The organism is Sphingobacterium tabacisoli (assembly GCF_017908035.1).
GTDB lineage: Bacteria > Bacteroidota > Bacteroidia > Sphingobacteriales > Sphingobacteriaceae > Sphingobacterium > Sphingobacterium tabacisoli.
Map to the genome: position 1 here is coordinate 1,938,885 of NZ_JAEQMU010000001.1, position 14,374 is coordinate 1,953,258.

The window sequence follows — 14,374 nt, forward strand, 5'->3', positions numbered from 1 at the left end:
AAATTACAACCAAGTGTTGAACTTTTTAATAAACCAATTCTTGACTACCTGGGTAAGCAAGCAATACGATACTAATATTCCGATCAACCAAGGGAAGTAACTAAGTGGCAATGGCTGCATCTTTAATGCTTCTGCAAATGGTGAGAATGGCAATAGAATACCGATCAACATAATCAGTGAAGTCAACGCTACTACCGGTGCCGCTGCCCAGCTCTGTATAAATGGAATCTTACGGGTACGTATCATGTGAATAATCAACGTCTGCGACAACAATCCTTCTACAAACCAACCCGTCTGAAACAGGGTTTCATGCTCTGGGCTATTGGCTTTGAAGACGAAATACAATACGGCAAACGTCGCAAAATCGAATATAGAACTAATCGGGCCTATATATATCATAAATCTGGATACACCTGCCGCATCCCATTTACGTGGCTTTTGGATGAAATCTTCGTCCATTTTATCCCAAGGGATAGATATCTGCGAGATATCGTACAACAGGTTTTGGATCAACAGGTGCATGGGCAACATCGGCAGGAAAGGCAAAAAAGCACTCGCCCCCAACATACTGAACATGTTTCCAAAGTTACTACTAGTCGTCATATTGATATACTTGATAATATTACCAAAGGTCCGTCTTCCGTAGATGACACCTTTACGCAATACCATAAGATCCTTCTCTAATAAAATAATATCCGCACTTTCTTTAGCAACATCGACAGCGGTATCAACACTGATGCCGACATCAGCTTCTTTTAATGCTGCAGCATCGTTGATACCATCCCCCATAAAGCCAACGGTATGTCCTTTATCCCGTAATGCTTTGACAACACGTACTTTTTGAAGTGGGTTAAGCTTAGCGAATACCGACACGGACTCCACACAATTACTCAAATCCTCATCCGACATCTGCTCCAATTCGGCACCACGAACAATATGCTGTACAGGAATACCGATATCTTTGCATATCTTCTGGGTCACTGTTTCATTATCTCCTGTCACCACTTTTACTTCTACTCCCAACTTATGCAATGCCTCGATAGCTGGTTGAGCTGATGGCTTGGCGGGATCCAGGAAACCGATGAAACCTGTTAAAGTCATTCCTTTTTCATCCCCAATACCGTAAGTCAGTGGGTGGGATGCATCAAACTCTTTAATAGCGACAAGGAGTACACGTAGACCTTCATCGTTCATTTTCTTGGAAGTCTGCAATACAATCCTACGCATGGTATCATCCATTGGAATGGCCTTATCATTCTCGACATGGAGGCTTCTATCTTCTCCCGGCTCAAACGCATAATCACAAAGTGCTAACATTTCCTCTACTGCACCTTTACAGATCAACAAGTGTTTGCCATCGTGTTTTTTCAGGATGACCGACATACGACGGCGCTCAAAATCAAAAGGTATCTCATCTACTTTCAGATACTGCTCCTCGACCTTCAGGTAATCATGCAATTCGACATGTTCCAACACCGCTTTATCCATTAGGTTTTTAAGTCCGGTCTGATGAAAGCTATTCAAATAAGCCCATTTTAACACCTCATCGTCTTCAATACCATAAACATTAAGGTGTTTTTCGAGAACGATTTTATCAAGGGTCAATGTACCTGTCTTATCTGTACATAACACATCCATCGCTCCGATATTCTGTATTGAGTTCAGGCGTTTGACGATCACCTTACGCTTGCTCATATTGACGGCTCCCTTTGCCAGATTGGCGGTGACAATCATGGGTAACATCTCTGGTGTCAACCCTACGGCTATAGCTATCGCAAATAGCAATGCTTCCAGCCAGTCTCCTTTGACTAAACCATTGATCAGGAATATGACCGGAACCATCACTAACATAAAACGGATCAGCAACAGACTAACATTATTGATCCCCTTATCAAAGCTGGTCTCTGGTCTTTCACTGGTAATGGATTTACTGATACTACCGAAATAAGTGTAATTACCTGTAGCTACGACTACAGCCATCGCTGCACCACTCACCACATTGGTTCCCATAAAACAGAGGTTACGCAATTCTATGACCTGCATATTTTCTGCATCGCGCACAGGCAGATGATGTTTTTCTACAGGCAATGCCTCTCCTGTGAGCATACTCTCACTCACAAAAAGATCCTTACTGGTAAGAATACGGCAGTCTGCAGGAATCATATCTCCTGCAGAAAGGTAGACGATATCTCCCGGCACCAACTCCGCAATTGGAATCTCCTTTTTCACCTTGGATTTACGCGATACGGTAGCAGTGGTTTTCACCATTCCCTTAAGCTTTTCGGCAGCGCTATTGCTTCTAAACTCTTGGATAAAACGTAATAATACGCTTAGGAATACCATAACCAATACGACTGTAACGGTCATATAATCCTTTTCGTGTGCCGGAGCCAACCACACATCAATAACAAAAGACACTAAGGCTATCGCCAATAATATATAAATAAAGGGATTGGCAAAAGCCTGAAGCAACTGTACGTACCACTTGGGCGCTTTTTGATGCTGTACCTCATTAGGGCCAAACTTTGCACGGCGGTCTTCGGCAATACGATCAGTAATACCTTCCTCATTGGTCTCTAACATGGCATATACCCATTTGTCATCCTGCGCAGAAGCATTCCGCAATTTGGTCACGGTCCCTAGGTTCATACCACTAGAGCCCAGTGTTGTTTGGAGAGCATCCTTAATCCTGTTGTTCATCTTTAATGCCATAAAATTCTCTGTTTATTGTAATTTCAACGGTTCAAAAATCTGTTAATGATCTCTTTCCATACTAGTCTGTATGGTTATAATTCCGACTGTGCGCCTATGATCTCCCAACTTACCTTAACCACCTTTTCCTGTATCGTCAGACGGCTGGCAACACTCTCAATTAGGCTATCCTGTGGGGTTACCGCTCTAATAATTGCGGTAATTATGACATGAGATTTGTCTTCTGTATCATCGCTGGACAATGACTTTAGTAGTACCCTATCCTCATTGCTCAACATCTGCATCAAGGATACCCGAACGGCATTCTCCACATCTGTATTACATTTGAGCTTAATCATATAATCCACCTGTTCGTGCTCAGACTTAGAGAAGTTGATCCGTCCTAAAAACAAACCTAACGGTCTCAGTAACAAATGGGTCAATATAATCGCTAGGGCTACTAAGGTAGCCTGTGGGTACAGACCGACACCACATAGGGCACCAACAGCAGCAGAACACCAAATGGTAGCTGCAGTATTCAATCCCTGTACAGTCCCCCCATCTTTCATGATGACACCTGCTCCTAAGAAACCTATACCGCTGACAATATAGGACGCTACCCGACCAGTCGCATCTCCCGCTATTTCGGCAGCGAGCAACAAGAAAGAGGCTGCACCCAATGATACTAATGTATTGGTGCGGAGTCCGGCGCTTCGCTGGCGCCATTGTCTCTCTACTCCAATCAGGGCGCCTAATAAAAAAGCGACGGCAAGTCGTGTTGCAAAGTCAAGAATTCCCATTGTCACAGATTTTTATTGTTTACAAAAACAAAGATCCTATAACAACAACAAAACAACCGTTAGAGTGTTGGTAGAAAAAGATTAGAATTTTATTAGAAAAGGATTGGGTAGCTTATAAATGTGGCAATTTGAGATGAAATGTTGTTCCTTTCTGCGGGGTAGAATCGATCTGTATGCTTCCGTGATGTAAGGAGACAATTTTATGGGTCAGGGAGAGACCGATACCATTGCCGTCTGTAAAAGTTTTATTCTCCCCTCTAAAAAAAGGCGTAAAGATACGTTCGATATCTTCTGCTGAGATTCCGATGCCATTATCCTCAAATGTCAGAAAGACATCTGTTTTATCAAATCCAATGGACACGGTACACTTGTGATCGTCGGAGAATTTGCACCCATTGTCGATTAGGTTGGCAAAAGCCACTTTGAGTAGATATGCATTCCCCTGAACAGAGATCGAGGTATCATCTTCAATCTCGCCATCGAATTCTACACCTATTCTATAGGAGGGCTCAGCCGACTGTACCTGTTGAAGCGCATCGATCAATACTTCGTCTATACGTGTCGGTTTGAATGTTATTTCTGTTGGATCATAACTTGCTTTAGCCAGATCCAGTAGACTATTGGACAATTTGGTCAGGCGTTTAGCGTCATTTAGCGCTCTATCAATAATCAATTTATAATCTGCAATAGTCTGGTCCTTGGAAGTCGACAGTTCCAATTCAGCGATTATAGCAGCCAAGGGGGTACGTAGCTCGTGTGCGATATTAGACACGAAATGCTTCTGTGCATCAAAAGAACTCTCTAAACGATCCAACATACCGTTGAATGTATCAGCCAAGCGTGCCAATTCGTCGCCATTAGCCGAACTCTCAATACGCAAATCTAAATTCGTAGCTGATATATTCCGAGCCCGCTCAGTCATCGCATTTATCGGCCGGAAGAAGCGTCTGGAGAAATACTTACCCGCTATATATATAATCAATAGCGCTACGACCAACCCGACCAACATCGCCTTTAAGAGGTAGTCAAGCTTACGGTACCCGTATTCATCATAGGCTGCCGCTGTCACGATATAGTCTTTACCTTCATACGGATACAATAGACCTATCACCTGCCATTTATCCTGATAGAAATATAGCTTTTGCTCCTTTGTCAACCTACTCAGCATATCTGGCGTTTCCTTCACAAAATCGATATCAACCGCATCATGGTATAGGAGTTTGTGCTCGGTATCATAGATTGCAACCTCGACCTCATTTAGGATCTTACGGTTATTGTGGTATATATCCTGTAGAGTCTGCTTATCGACGCGTGCATTCAAAAAAACGTTGGCCTTCGTAATAGCCTCTTTCTCTAAAAGTGCATAGAATTCCCGTTCGCGGTTATTGACTGAAGTGTGATATACGGCAAAAGCAAACAACAATAGGATAGCTCCTGTAATCGCTGTAAAAACCAAAGTAAGCCGCGTCCGAATCTGCATTAATCCTGCTTTAATATGAACCCCATTCCCGATTTAGTATGAATGAGCTTCGTGTCAAAATTCTCATCCACCTTTTTTCGGAGGTAATTTATATATACATTGATAAAATTAGTTCCTGTATCAAAGTGCGTATCCCATACTTTCTCTGCTATCTCTACGCGAGACAATACCCGTTCTGGATTCTGCATCATGTACTCTAAAAGCTTAAATTCCTTAGGTGTCAGGTTAATCTCCACCTCTCCCCTTTTTACCACCTTAGTATGTAGATTCATTTCCAGATCACCATATTTCAAAATGAACCCTGTTGGTGATGCAGGTCTTCCATTACGCTTTAATAAAGCCCTTACCCGCACCATGAGCTCGCGCATTTCAAACGGTTTGACCAAATAATCATCTGCTCCGGCATCAAAGCCTTCAACTTTATCGTCTGTTGTCCCTAAAGCAGTAAGCATTATAATAGGCACATCCGGTTTAATCTGTCGGATTTCTTTACATAAATCCAATCCATCCATTTTCGGCAAGATGATATCCGTAATGATTAATTCATAATCGTTCTGTAGGGCCAATTTTTTAGCAGACAATCCATCATAGGCAATCATCGATGTGAATCCTTGTTCGTCCAACCCCCGTTGAATCAACTCTGCTACACGAATATCGTCTTCGACTATTAAGATGCTCATACGTAAATACTATTAATAGTAGTCCAAAACTAAGTAAATATATTCAATTTGACTATCAACTGGCACTTTGCTTTTGCGGAGCCTACAAAATCTTAAACAAGTACTGGCCGAAACACTTATATTTACTGCTGATAAGCCATGAACGATTGGAATGGAAAAAATCAACTCTAAAGTAGCGGTAAGCAATATCATAAAGGAATCGTTGGAAGTTCTGGAACGCTGCGGAGCCGATGAATTCTTTGCAACTCTACATAAGGATCTGTTAAAAAAGAAAATCAGATTTCCTTTATTGGAATTTGCTACCCGACAAATTATAGCTCAGACACCTTCTTCAAAACAAATACAGCTAGCAGACCGTATTATCGAGATGCAGGAAATAGGAAGTCAGGTCCTCGCAGGAATCATCCTACAGACCCGACTTGATCTAGACTTTGAAGGTTCGATAGCAAAGGCCTGCGCTTACATTCAATATGGCAACGAATGGTATGTGTGCGATATTATAGGCGAACGGGTACTGGGTTATGCTTTATTGACAAATCCAGAACGAACAATCCCGGTGCTGCAACGCTTATCATCTCATGAGGATAAATGGATCGTCCGAACCGTAGGGGTAGCTACACATTATGCCGTCAAAAAAGGACTTGACAAGAGTTTTGTTGAAACAGTGTTTCAGATTCTATTGAACTGCACCAATACCACTGATTTTCACACCAAGAAAGGTATCGGCTGGGGGGCCAAGACGGTAGCACGATTTCATCCGGACATAGTAGCTAAATATACAGCACAGATTATGGCTCCCACGACGAGGCAATGGTTTCGTACTAAAATCAATATCGGCCTTAACCGCAACAAAAGTCATGACACAACGCATCTCAGCAAAAAGCATACTCCATAAAACCAAGCGAAGAGATCCTTGGTTTCTGGATGACTATACGCTCAACCCCTATAGCAGTTGTTCTTTCAACTGCCTATACTGCTACACGCGAGGTAGTAAGTATGGGATAAATATGGAGGAAAAATTGAGTGTAAAGGACAATGCTGTAGAATTGTTGGACAAGCAATTGACCCTACGAGCCCGTAAACAACAATATGGAATCATTGTACTCTCATCAGCGACAGATCCCTATTTACACATAGAAGCTTCTGAAAAATTAACAAGACAGCTTTTGGAAGTCATCCTTCATCACCGATTTCCCGTTCACGTACTGACTAAATCTGACCTCGTCGTACGCGATTTTGATCTGTTAAAAGCAATAGATAAACAAGCCATTCTACCAGTAGACTTACGGGACAAATTAACGCATAAAGCTTTTCTGAGTTTTTCTTTTTCTACCATTGATGATGCTGTAGGGCATATTTTCGAACCTGGAGCCCCAGCACCATCCGCACGGCTATCGGCTATCACTCAGGCGCGTGCACAGGGTCTTCATTGTGGGGTTAGCCTGATGCCTCTTTTGCCTTTTATCTCAGACACTACAGTTCATCTCAATCTGATGTTCCAAACCTTCCGGGCCTTGGATATTTCTTATATTTTTCCAGCTACATTGACTCTACATGGTAACGATATAACCGATAGCAAGACGCTTGTCTTAAGAGCTATCGCTAAACATTATCCAGATTTACTCCCCCGGTACCAACGCTATTTTGCAGTTGATTCGCAAATGCCAGCCTATTATCGCAAGGCTTTTGCTAAAAAAATGCAAGAACTCTGTCAGGACTATCAATTGCCGAACACCCTGTTCGATAGGTAACAGAACTTGCTTCCTTTTAACGCTTAACATCTGCATTTCTAAATAGCAGGCTTTGCTGTAGCGAAACGTTTTTTAAGCCGTTATAGTTCTACAATCAGAAACTAAGTTATTATGAGAAAAATTATTATCCTATTGATAGCCGTAACCTTTGTATTGGGCTGTAAGAAATCAGAAGAGACCGTAGACATTCCTGAATGTATTGGAGAGATGGTCAAACGTTATGAGAAGGAGTTGAAATGCACCAAACAAGGATCCATGGAGACCAATCTATACCGTGGCATCTATAAAAATCAGCAGGTATATTTCGCTAACACAATGTGTATAAACTGTAATGTAATGCCTCCTAAATATGGTTACGACTGCTCGGGAAAAAAGATTGATTTCAGTAGTTTTCAAGATGTCCGCGATATTAAACAAGTCTACAACAGTTGTACTAAAAAGATAATCGAGTAATAGATAAGGCTGTCTAAAATAGACAGCCTTTATCATTTCACTATTTATTGAAAGAAGATTTTTCGTATAGCTCTGTTCGAAGCATCCAGGACATATACATTCCCTTCCTTATCCGTCGCTATATCTGTCATACTATTGAATTTAGCATCAATCAACGAACCATCGACAAACCCTCTACCATTAGATTTGTACAGCGTCGTGACCATTCGCGTTCCGATATCCACTTGGCGGATATTAACTGTGGAGCCTTCAGCGACAAAGAGTTTACCCGCATTATATGCCACAGCCGAAATACCATTAAATCTGGCTTCTCCACCAACAGCATCCTGATAGCCTCCATCTGAGTTACCTACCCATGGGTCTGTACGAGTTCCATTACTGGCAATTCTGCCGACGCCATTATTGCTATTGGTATTCTGGTCTCCGTAATAGAAATTGCCAACATCATCTACTGCTGGTCTTGTATTGACCCAACTTGGTCCTGTCATTTTTGTAAAGCTTCCTGAAGGAATCACTTTATTCACTCCCTGTGAGAAAGCATTGATCGAGACATAGAGGTTACCTTGATTATCGAGATCCATATGCGCAGGAGAAAATCCGCTAACATATACAGAGCGTTGCCCTGAAGCCGTGATTTTTATCACCTCATTCGTACCGCTATCTCCTATATAAATCGTATTGTTTTTATCGATAACAATACCAAAAGGGCGATTAAACTTGGCATCTGAGCCATTGACCTGTAATACCGAGACCGCTCCGGAAGGTGAAATCTTTTTCACCTGTTTATTATTCGTATCCGTAACATATACATTCCCCTGCTGATCTACAGCAATACCTGTCATATAATCTGCGAACAACGAAGTCCCCGGACCTCCGGCCAACGTGACAACCCCTGCTCTACGGAACTTAGTCGGCGCAAGAGCTTCCTGTCCATTTACAGCTATCCGTACCTCTCCTGTTGTAAACCCTTGAGGAGCGTCTAGAACCAACTGCGTTTCTGTAGCAGATTTAACGGCAGATAATACTCCGTTGAAATAGACTTTATTGTCCGAAGCCTGCGTACTAAATCCCGTACCGGTAATTGTTACGGTAGTTCCGGCCAACCCGTTGTCTGGCGTCATCTTAAGAATTCCAAGATTCTGGTCCTTAAACTCCGGTCCATTACCCGTCTGGTCATTCACTACAACGCGTATAGTTCCCGATCCTGTACCTCCTGGCAACATTAATTTGATCTGATTTGCTGTTGCAGATTTTAACGGCACTAACACGTTATTGATAAAGACTTTGTTTTCGTCAAGAACTGTGCTGAAAAGCTCTCCATTAATCGTCATTTCTGCTCCTTTAGGGCCACTCAACGGAGAGACTGCACCTATTATCGGTTTACCTACCACCGTAAATGCAGGTCCTGTTATTTTCTGCGTGTTAATATTGACAGAAAGTGGCCCCGTGCTTACTTCATCAGGGGCAATCACCAACAGTTGAGTTGCAGAAGCTTCTAATACAATTGCCTTCTTGCCATTAAAGTCGACGACATTGTCTGTTAGATTTTCTTCGAAACCCGTCCCTGTAATGGTTACCTTCGTCCCTTTACCTCCGGTCAGAGGTTTGATATTACTTACGGATTGGTACTTAAAATTTTGTCCCTTACTTCTCTTTCCATCGACTTTTACTTCGACCGGACCATATCCGGCCTCTTCAGGCACTTCAGCCACGATGACTTTATCTGAAGCACTCACGACCAAGGCCTTCTTTCCATTCATGAATACTTCCGCCGGATTATCGGTACTTCCAAAGCCCTCTCCTTCGATTCGAACTTGTGTACCGGCACTTCCATTCGTCGGAAAAATCCGGGATACCGTAAGTTCCTGAAAAGAATAGCTCCCGACCTCCCATGTCTTATCTCCGAATTTTAAGATAATGTTAGCCGTACTTTCGCCTTGTGGCACACGAAATACCACGGCTTTATCTGTCGCACTGATAATCTCGGCTGATTTATCGCCTACCGACACCTGATAGTCAGATATAGAGGCAGAAAGTCCGGAGCCTGCTATCGTCACCAAGGTTCCGCTTTTCCCCGAATTGGGATAATAACTTTCTATCTTTATTTCAGGCTGTAATCCGAGATTTTCTTTCTTCTCACATCCCAATATTACCGTTATCAGGAGGAGGAATAAAACTGTTATTTTTTTCATCATCAACATTACTGTCTCATTTAAAATGTATATCTGACTCCCAGCTGTACTTGTGTACGTGAGTTAAAATAATCCACACTATAGGCTTCCCCAGGTTCAGCAAAAGTGAATACCGGCCAGCTTCCCTGATTTTGTTGTGGTGGGAACAATGTCGGTGTCAACCCTACGCTGCTTGTTGAATTGAAGGTATTGGGTGAGAAATACTGTACTCCCCAGCTTCTGTTCAATAGGTTGGTGAGATTTATGACATCTGCTGATATCGTGATAAACTGGCTTTTCTTACTGCTGACAAACAGATCATGAGCCAGACGAAGGTCAGCCTGTACATTCCAAGGTGTACGCCCCATATTACGCTCCGTAAAAGCTCCTCTCCGACTGCTCAGGTATTCATTACCATCAATAAACTTATTGAACGCTGTAGCCTGTTCACTGGCGGTAGCTCCCTGCTCGATATCCTTGAAATAGTGAACAGCTTCTGAAGCAGTAGGTATGTATAGCAGTGATACCTGCTGCGGTATCCCTTGTATTGTATTGTTCACAATTCCATAGGTAAATGGACTGCCCGACTGTGCACTTACAAATAATGTAACACTTGTTTTTCCGGCAGTCTTCCAATATTGATTGTAATTGATGCTACTTACGATGCGATGTCTTATATCAAAATTACTATAGGCCAACTTTGGATTATTTGGCACCAATGCCTGGTTCAGTTGCCAGTTACTTTCCATCGAATTACGGACTCCGTTACTCAAGTCTTTGGATTCGCCAAAGGTATAGCTTGCTGTCGCAGAAAGACGTCGGTTTACTGTTTTGCTAACAGTAGCTGTTAAGCTATAACGATATCCCTGACTGGAATTGCTCAGCAAATAGATGTTGGAAAAGCGTCCGTCTACATTACCATTATAGATAGGTTGTTGCTTCTCCTTATCATATCCAAACCACAACGCATTATCTTTCGTATTCAACTGCTGAAAGAGAACGTCTTTGATATTTTTGGTATACATCCCCTCTAGCGTAAATTTCCATTCATTGGCCATTTCATAATCAATTCCCAGACTACTACGGAACACCTGCGGCAATACAAAGCCATTGTCGACCAGATCGACCTGTGTTTTGCCACTATTCGGGTCATTGATCACTGCTCCATTCTGCGCTATAAAATCGGCTATACCATTTGATCCTGGCTTAATAGCATCGCTACCAGGGACAAAAGGCTTCTGATCTGCACGCTGGTCGAATGCCCCATAATTTGTTCCAGTATTATAATACGCGTAGGCCAACCATGCAAATGGAATACGTCCTGTAAAGAGACCTGCTCCGCCCCGCACAACGAGTTTTCTATCTTCGGTCGCCTCCCATCTAAACCCAACACGTGGTGAAATCTGGATCCGATTCATAAAATCATTTTCGATACGACTGAGTGGCGTGTAATGGTAGGTACTTCCAAAGCTAGGATCGGCATTAATAGTAGCCACCTTATCACTGAGCGTAGGCATGTGTGGAAGGCTGGCCAAATCTGCTCGCAATCCAGGCGTGACACGTAATCTGTCATGTACACGTATCTCATCCTGTATATACAAGCTATACATGTTGACGTTAAAATCTGCCGCTGGATTTGCTAAAATATAGTCCCTGTTATTGTTGGTATAATTGTAACTACCACGTACCCGATAAGGCTTGTTATCAATAAAATCCTGTAGGGTATTATAGTCAACACGTCCGTTCCAGGCATTGACAAAGCCATAACGGATTGCGTACAACTCATTATGCGTACCTAATAAAAATTTGTGCCTTCCTACATTCCAATTGAGGTTGGCCGTAAGCTCCCATGTCTTTTGTTGCATATCGAAAATACTAGCCTCCCGATCAGTCCCTAAGTAAATGGTTGTTCCGGGCGTATTTCCCTGTATCTGTACCTGAGGGAGCGTAGGATCACTGAGTGGATCACGCCTATCATTGACCAGCGTAAATCCGACAAGCAAATTCCCTGATAAACTATTGCTGAAACGGCTTTTTAATTCCGCGACTGTACTGCTCTGATTGTTGGTCTGCTCAAAGGCCATGCTGGAGAAACGAAAATCCTGCTGGTCGCGGTCCATATGCGTAGCTTTACTGAATATCGTATTGTTACGGACAGCTAGCTGATGTTGGTTATTTATATTCCAGTCAATCCGATTGAAGAATTTAGTCGACTTAGACCAATTGGTATAGACATCGGCCGTACCAACGTCAAACACATCGCCATAGCGATCCTTGGCTATAGTGGTAATGGTAGTTGCATCGGCCTGACTCAAGATATGTGCGGTCTCTGGACTACCAATATACAATTGTGTAGGATCCTGACGTCTCGTGATTTCCTCATTACTGAAAAAGAACAGTTTGTTTTTGATAATAGGAAAACCAATTCTAAAACCAGCCTGGTAGTCATAAAAATCACTGTTCATTTTTCCCAGAGTCCCTACCCTGTCCTTACCGACCAAAGATGCGTTACGTCCAAAGCCATAAACAGAGCCTTCTACCGTGTTGGTCCCACTACGCGTTACAGCATTGATAGAGCCTCCCGTAAAATTACCTATCTTAACATCGAAAGGTGCTAAATAAACCTGCATATCCTGAATGGCATCAATGGATATAGGATTAGTACGTGTACTACTTCCCGCCATACCTGAGGTACCGGTCTGCCCGCCCAGAGAAGGGCTAAATCCAATAGCATCATTATTGATAGCTCCATCTACAGTCACGTTATTGTATCGAAAATTGGTACCACCAAAGCTATTATCCCGACTTCCTTGTGGGGTAAGTCTCGTGACGTCCGTAATAGACCGATTGGCAGTAGGCATATTCTGTACTTGTTCGGCCGATATGTTTTTTCCTGTCCCGTCGCTGTCGGCACGTTGCCCACGTATGGACCGAGCAGAGACAACAACCTCCTCCAATGCTTTTGCATCTTCCAACAGGACAAAATCCAACTGCTGTGCTCCTCCTAAACGGATAAAAACATCTGTTTTGTGTTCGGCTTGCATTCCAATCCGATTTACAGTCACTTTATAAGGTCCTCCGATCCGTAGGTTATTGAGGGTATAACGTCCATCATTATCGGTCGCGAGCGTATACTTAGTTCCCGAGGGGATATGTACAGCTTCGATTGTCGCGGCACTGACCGGTTGCTGCTTATCGCCCATCACACGTCCGGTCAATGCTCCTGAAGTCTCCTGTGCCAAGGAGATAGCAGGTACATTTATCACTAGCAGAAATACCAGCAATAAAAAAGTGTAATTCGATATTTTACTTATCAATTTCATTATTGTTTTCCTTTTAAATCATGGATTATTGTGTGATTCGCAATGTCTCGTTAATAATATGCAACACACCATTACCTGTCAGGATATCCTGCTTGACCACATTTATATCCTTGCTATTTCCGATACCACGTAACACAATACCGTTAAAAGACCCTAGCGAATTAGGATTGGGTACCAGTTTGACTGTCATACTATTACCATCCAACATTGCCTGCTTAGCAATATTACTAGGCCCTGCACTGAGAATGTAATCATATATAAATCGACGGTCTCTCAAAATGTGGTAGTTGACTACCTTCCGTAGCTCCGTCACATCCGCATTTTCAATCTGCTGCACTGTTTTATAACCCAATTCAGCCATGGCATCATTATTAGGAGCAAATACAGTATAAGGACCTTCTCCATCCAACTGCTCCTTTAATCCGGAGCGTTGTATCGCTTGGGCAAATAATGTTATATTGACATCGGCTGTAATGGCATCTGCGATTTTATCGTGCTGATAGGGCGTCAGTACCCTATCCAACACCTGTATAAGTCCATTCGAAGATGGGATATTATTCGCAACCACCCGTGAGCCATTCAGTGTCAATACGGTATCTGCTCCTTTTACCCAGTGCGTAGCAAATACTTTCCCACCTCGGGTACTTAATTCCTGATTGAAAAGAAAAGGGAGTTTATTTAATTCATAAAACCCATCCATCGTATGGTATTTTCCGATATTAGAAATCACGGAAGCGCGCTCGGCCAATATATGTTCGGGTTTGCTGTACCCTGCTATGGCAAATGCAGCATCCGAAGGAGCTAATATTGTAAAGGGGCCATTCTCTTTCTGCAACTCTTTGTCCAGGCCACTCACCCGTAGTACAGCATTGAGGTTAGCAAGGTTAAAATTATCCGCTATTACCATATTGATACGGTTATTATCGAATGTGGTACCGACTTCCTCTTTTTTTTCACAGGAAACAGCTAATAAACCGATCAGTAATAACGTATATTTTTGCTTTTTGATAAGATACTTTCTCATG

At 42.6% G+C, this 14,374-nt stretch carries 10 protein-coding genes; 3 read left to right on the plus strand and 7 right to left on the minus strand.

The window, feature by feature from the left end:
• Positions 1 to 3: 3 nt before the first annotated feature.
• The 4 genes from mgtA to JKG64_RS08265 all read right to left on the minus strand — a co-directional run bounded on the left by mgtA (position 4) and on the right by JKG64_RS08265 (position 5,651).
• The gene (gene mgtA / locus JKG64_RS08250; RefSeq protein WP_246512503.1) at positions 4 to 2,712 is read right to left on the minus strand and encodes a magnesium-translocating P-type ATPase; all 2,709 of its coding nucleotides are present in this window, start codon (positions 2,710 to 2,712) and stop codon (positions 4 to 6) included.
• Between the two features lie 74 nt (positions 2,713 to 2,786).
• Positions 2,787 to 3,491 carry an MgtC/SapB family protein gene (locus tag JKG64_RS08255; RefSeq protein ID WP_210353819.1) on the minus strand — a complete coding sequence of 235 codons (705 nt, stop codon included), beginning with the start codon at positions 3,489 to 3,491 and terminating at the stop codon, positions 2,787 to 2,789.
• Positions 3,492 to 3,603: 112 nt separating this feature from the next.
• Complete coding sequence (locus JKG64_RS08260; protein WP_210353820.1) at positions 3,604 to 4,971, minus strand: ATP-binding protein; 1,368 nt, start codon at positions 4,969 to 4,971, stop codon at positions 3,604 to 3,606.
• Entirely contained in the window at positions 4,971 to 5,651 is a 681-nt protein-coding gene (locus JKG64_RS08265; protein ID WP_210353821.1) for a response regulator transcription factor, read from the minus strand. The genes JKG64_RS08260 and JKG64_RS08265 overlap by 1 nt, the downstream gene beginning before the upstream one ends.
• A gap of 151 nt (positions 5,652 to 5,802) precedes the next feature.
• On the opposite strand from JKG64_RS08265, the gene JKG64_RS08270 reads away from it, so the two are divergent.
• The 3 genes from JKG64_RS08270 to JKG64_RS08280 all read left to right on the plus strand — a co-directional run bounded on the left by JKG64_RS08270 (position 5,803) and on the right by JKG64_RS08280 (position 7,855).
• Complete coding sequence (locus JKG64_RS08270; RefSeq protein WP_210353822.1) at positions 5,803 to 6,546, plus strand: DNA alkylation repair protein; 744 nt, start codon at positions 5,803 to 5,805, stop codon at positions 6,544 to 6,546.
• A complete protein-coding gene (locus JKG64_RS08275) occupies positions 6,509 to 7,402 on the plus strand; it encodes an SPL family radical SAM protein (RefSeq protein ID WP_210353823.1) in 894 nt (297 codons plus the stop codon). The genes JKG64_RS08270 and JKG64_RS08275 overlap by 38 nt, the downstream gene beginning before the upstream one ends.
• A gap of 111 nt (positions 7,403 to 7,513) precedes the next feature.
• Positions 7,514 to 7,855 carry a hypothetical protein gene (locus JKG64_RS08280; RefSeq protein ID WP_210353824.1) on the plus strand — a complete coding sequence of 114 codons (342 nt, stop codon included), beginning with the start codon at positions 7,514 to 7,516 and terminating at the stop codon, positions 7,853 to 7,855.
• A gap of 44 nt (positions 7,856 to 7,899) precedes the next feature.
• On the opposite strand, the gene JKG64_RS08285 is transcribed toward JKG64_RS08280, so the two are convergent.
• Genes JKG64_RS08285 through JKG64_RS08295 form a run of 3 tightly spaced genes read right to left on the minus strand, consistent with a single transcriptional unit; the run spans position 7,900 to position 14,373 of the window.
• Positions 7,900 to 10,050 carry an IPT/TIG domain-containing protein gene (locus JKG64_RS08285; RefSeq protein WP_210353825.1) on the minus strand — a complete coding sequence of 717 codons (2,151 nt, stop codon included), beginning with the start codon at positions 10,048 to 10,050 and terminating at the stop codon, positions 7,900 to 7,902.
• A 17-nt stretch (positions 10,051 to 10,067) separates the two neighbouring features.
• Positions 10,068 to 13,349: a TonB-dependent receptor gene (locus JKG64_RS08290; protein WP_210353826.1), complete on the minus strand. Its 3,282-nt coding sequence runs from the start codon at positions 13,347 to 13,349 to the stop codon at positions 10,068 to 10,070.
• A gap of 25 nt (positions 13,350 to 13,374) precedes the next feature.
• On the minus strand, positions 13,375 to 14,373 hold the full coding sequence (locus tag JKG64_RS08295; protein WP_210353827.1) for a fasciclin domain-containing protein: 999 nt from the start codon (positions 14,371 to 14,373) through the stop codon (positions 13,375 to 13,377).
• Between the last annotated feature and the right edge of the window lies 1 nt (position 14,374).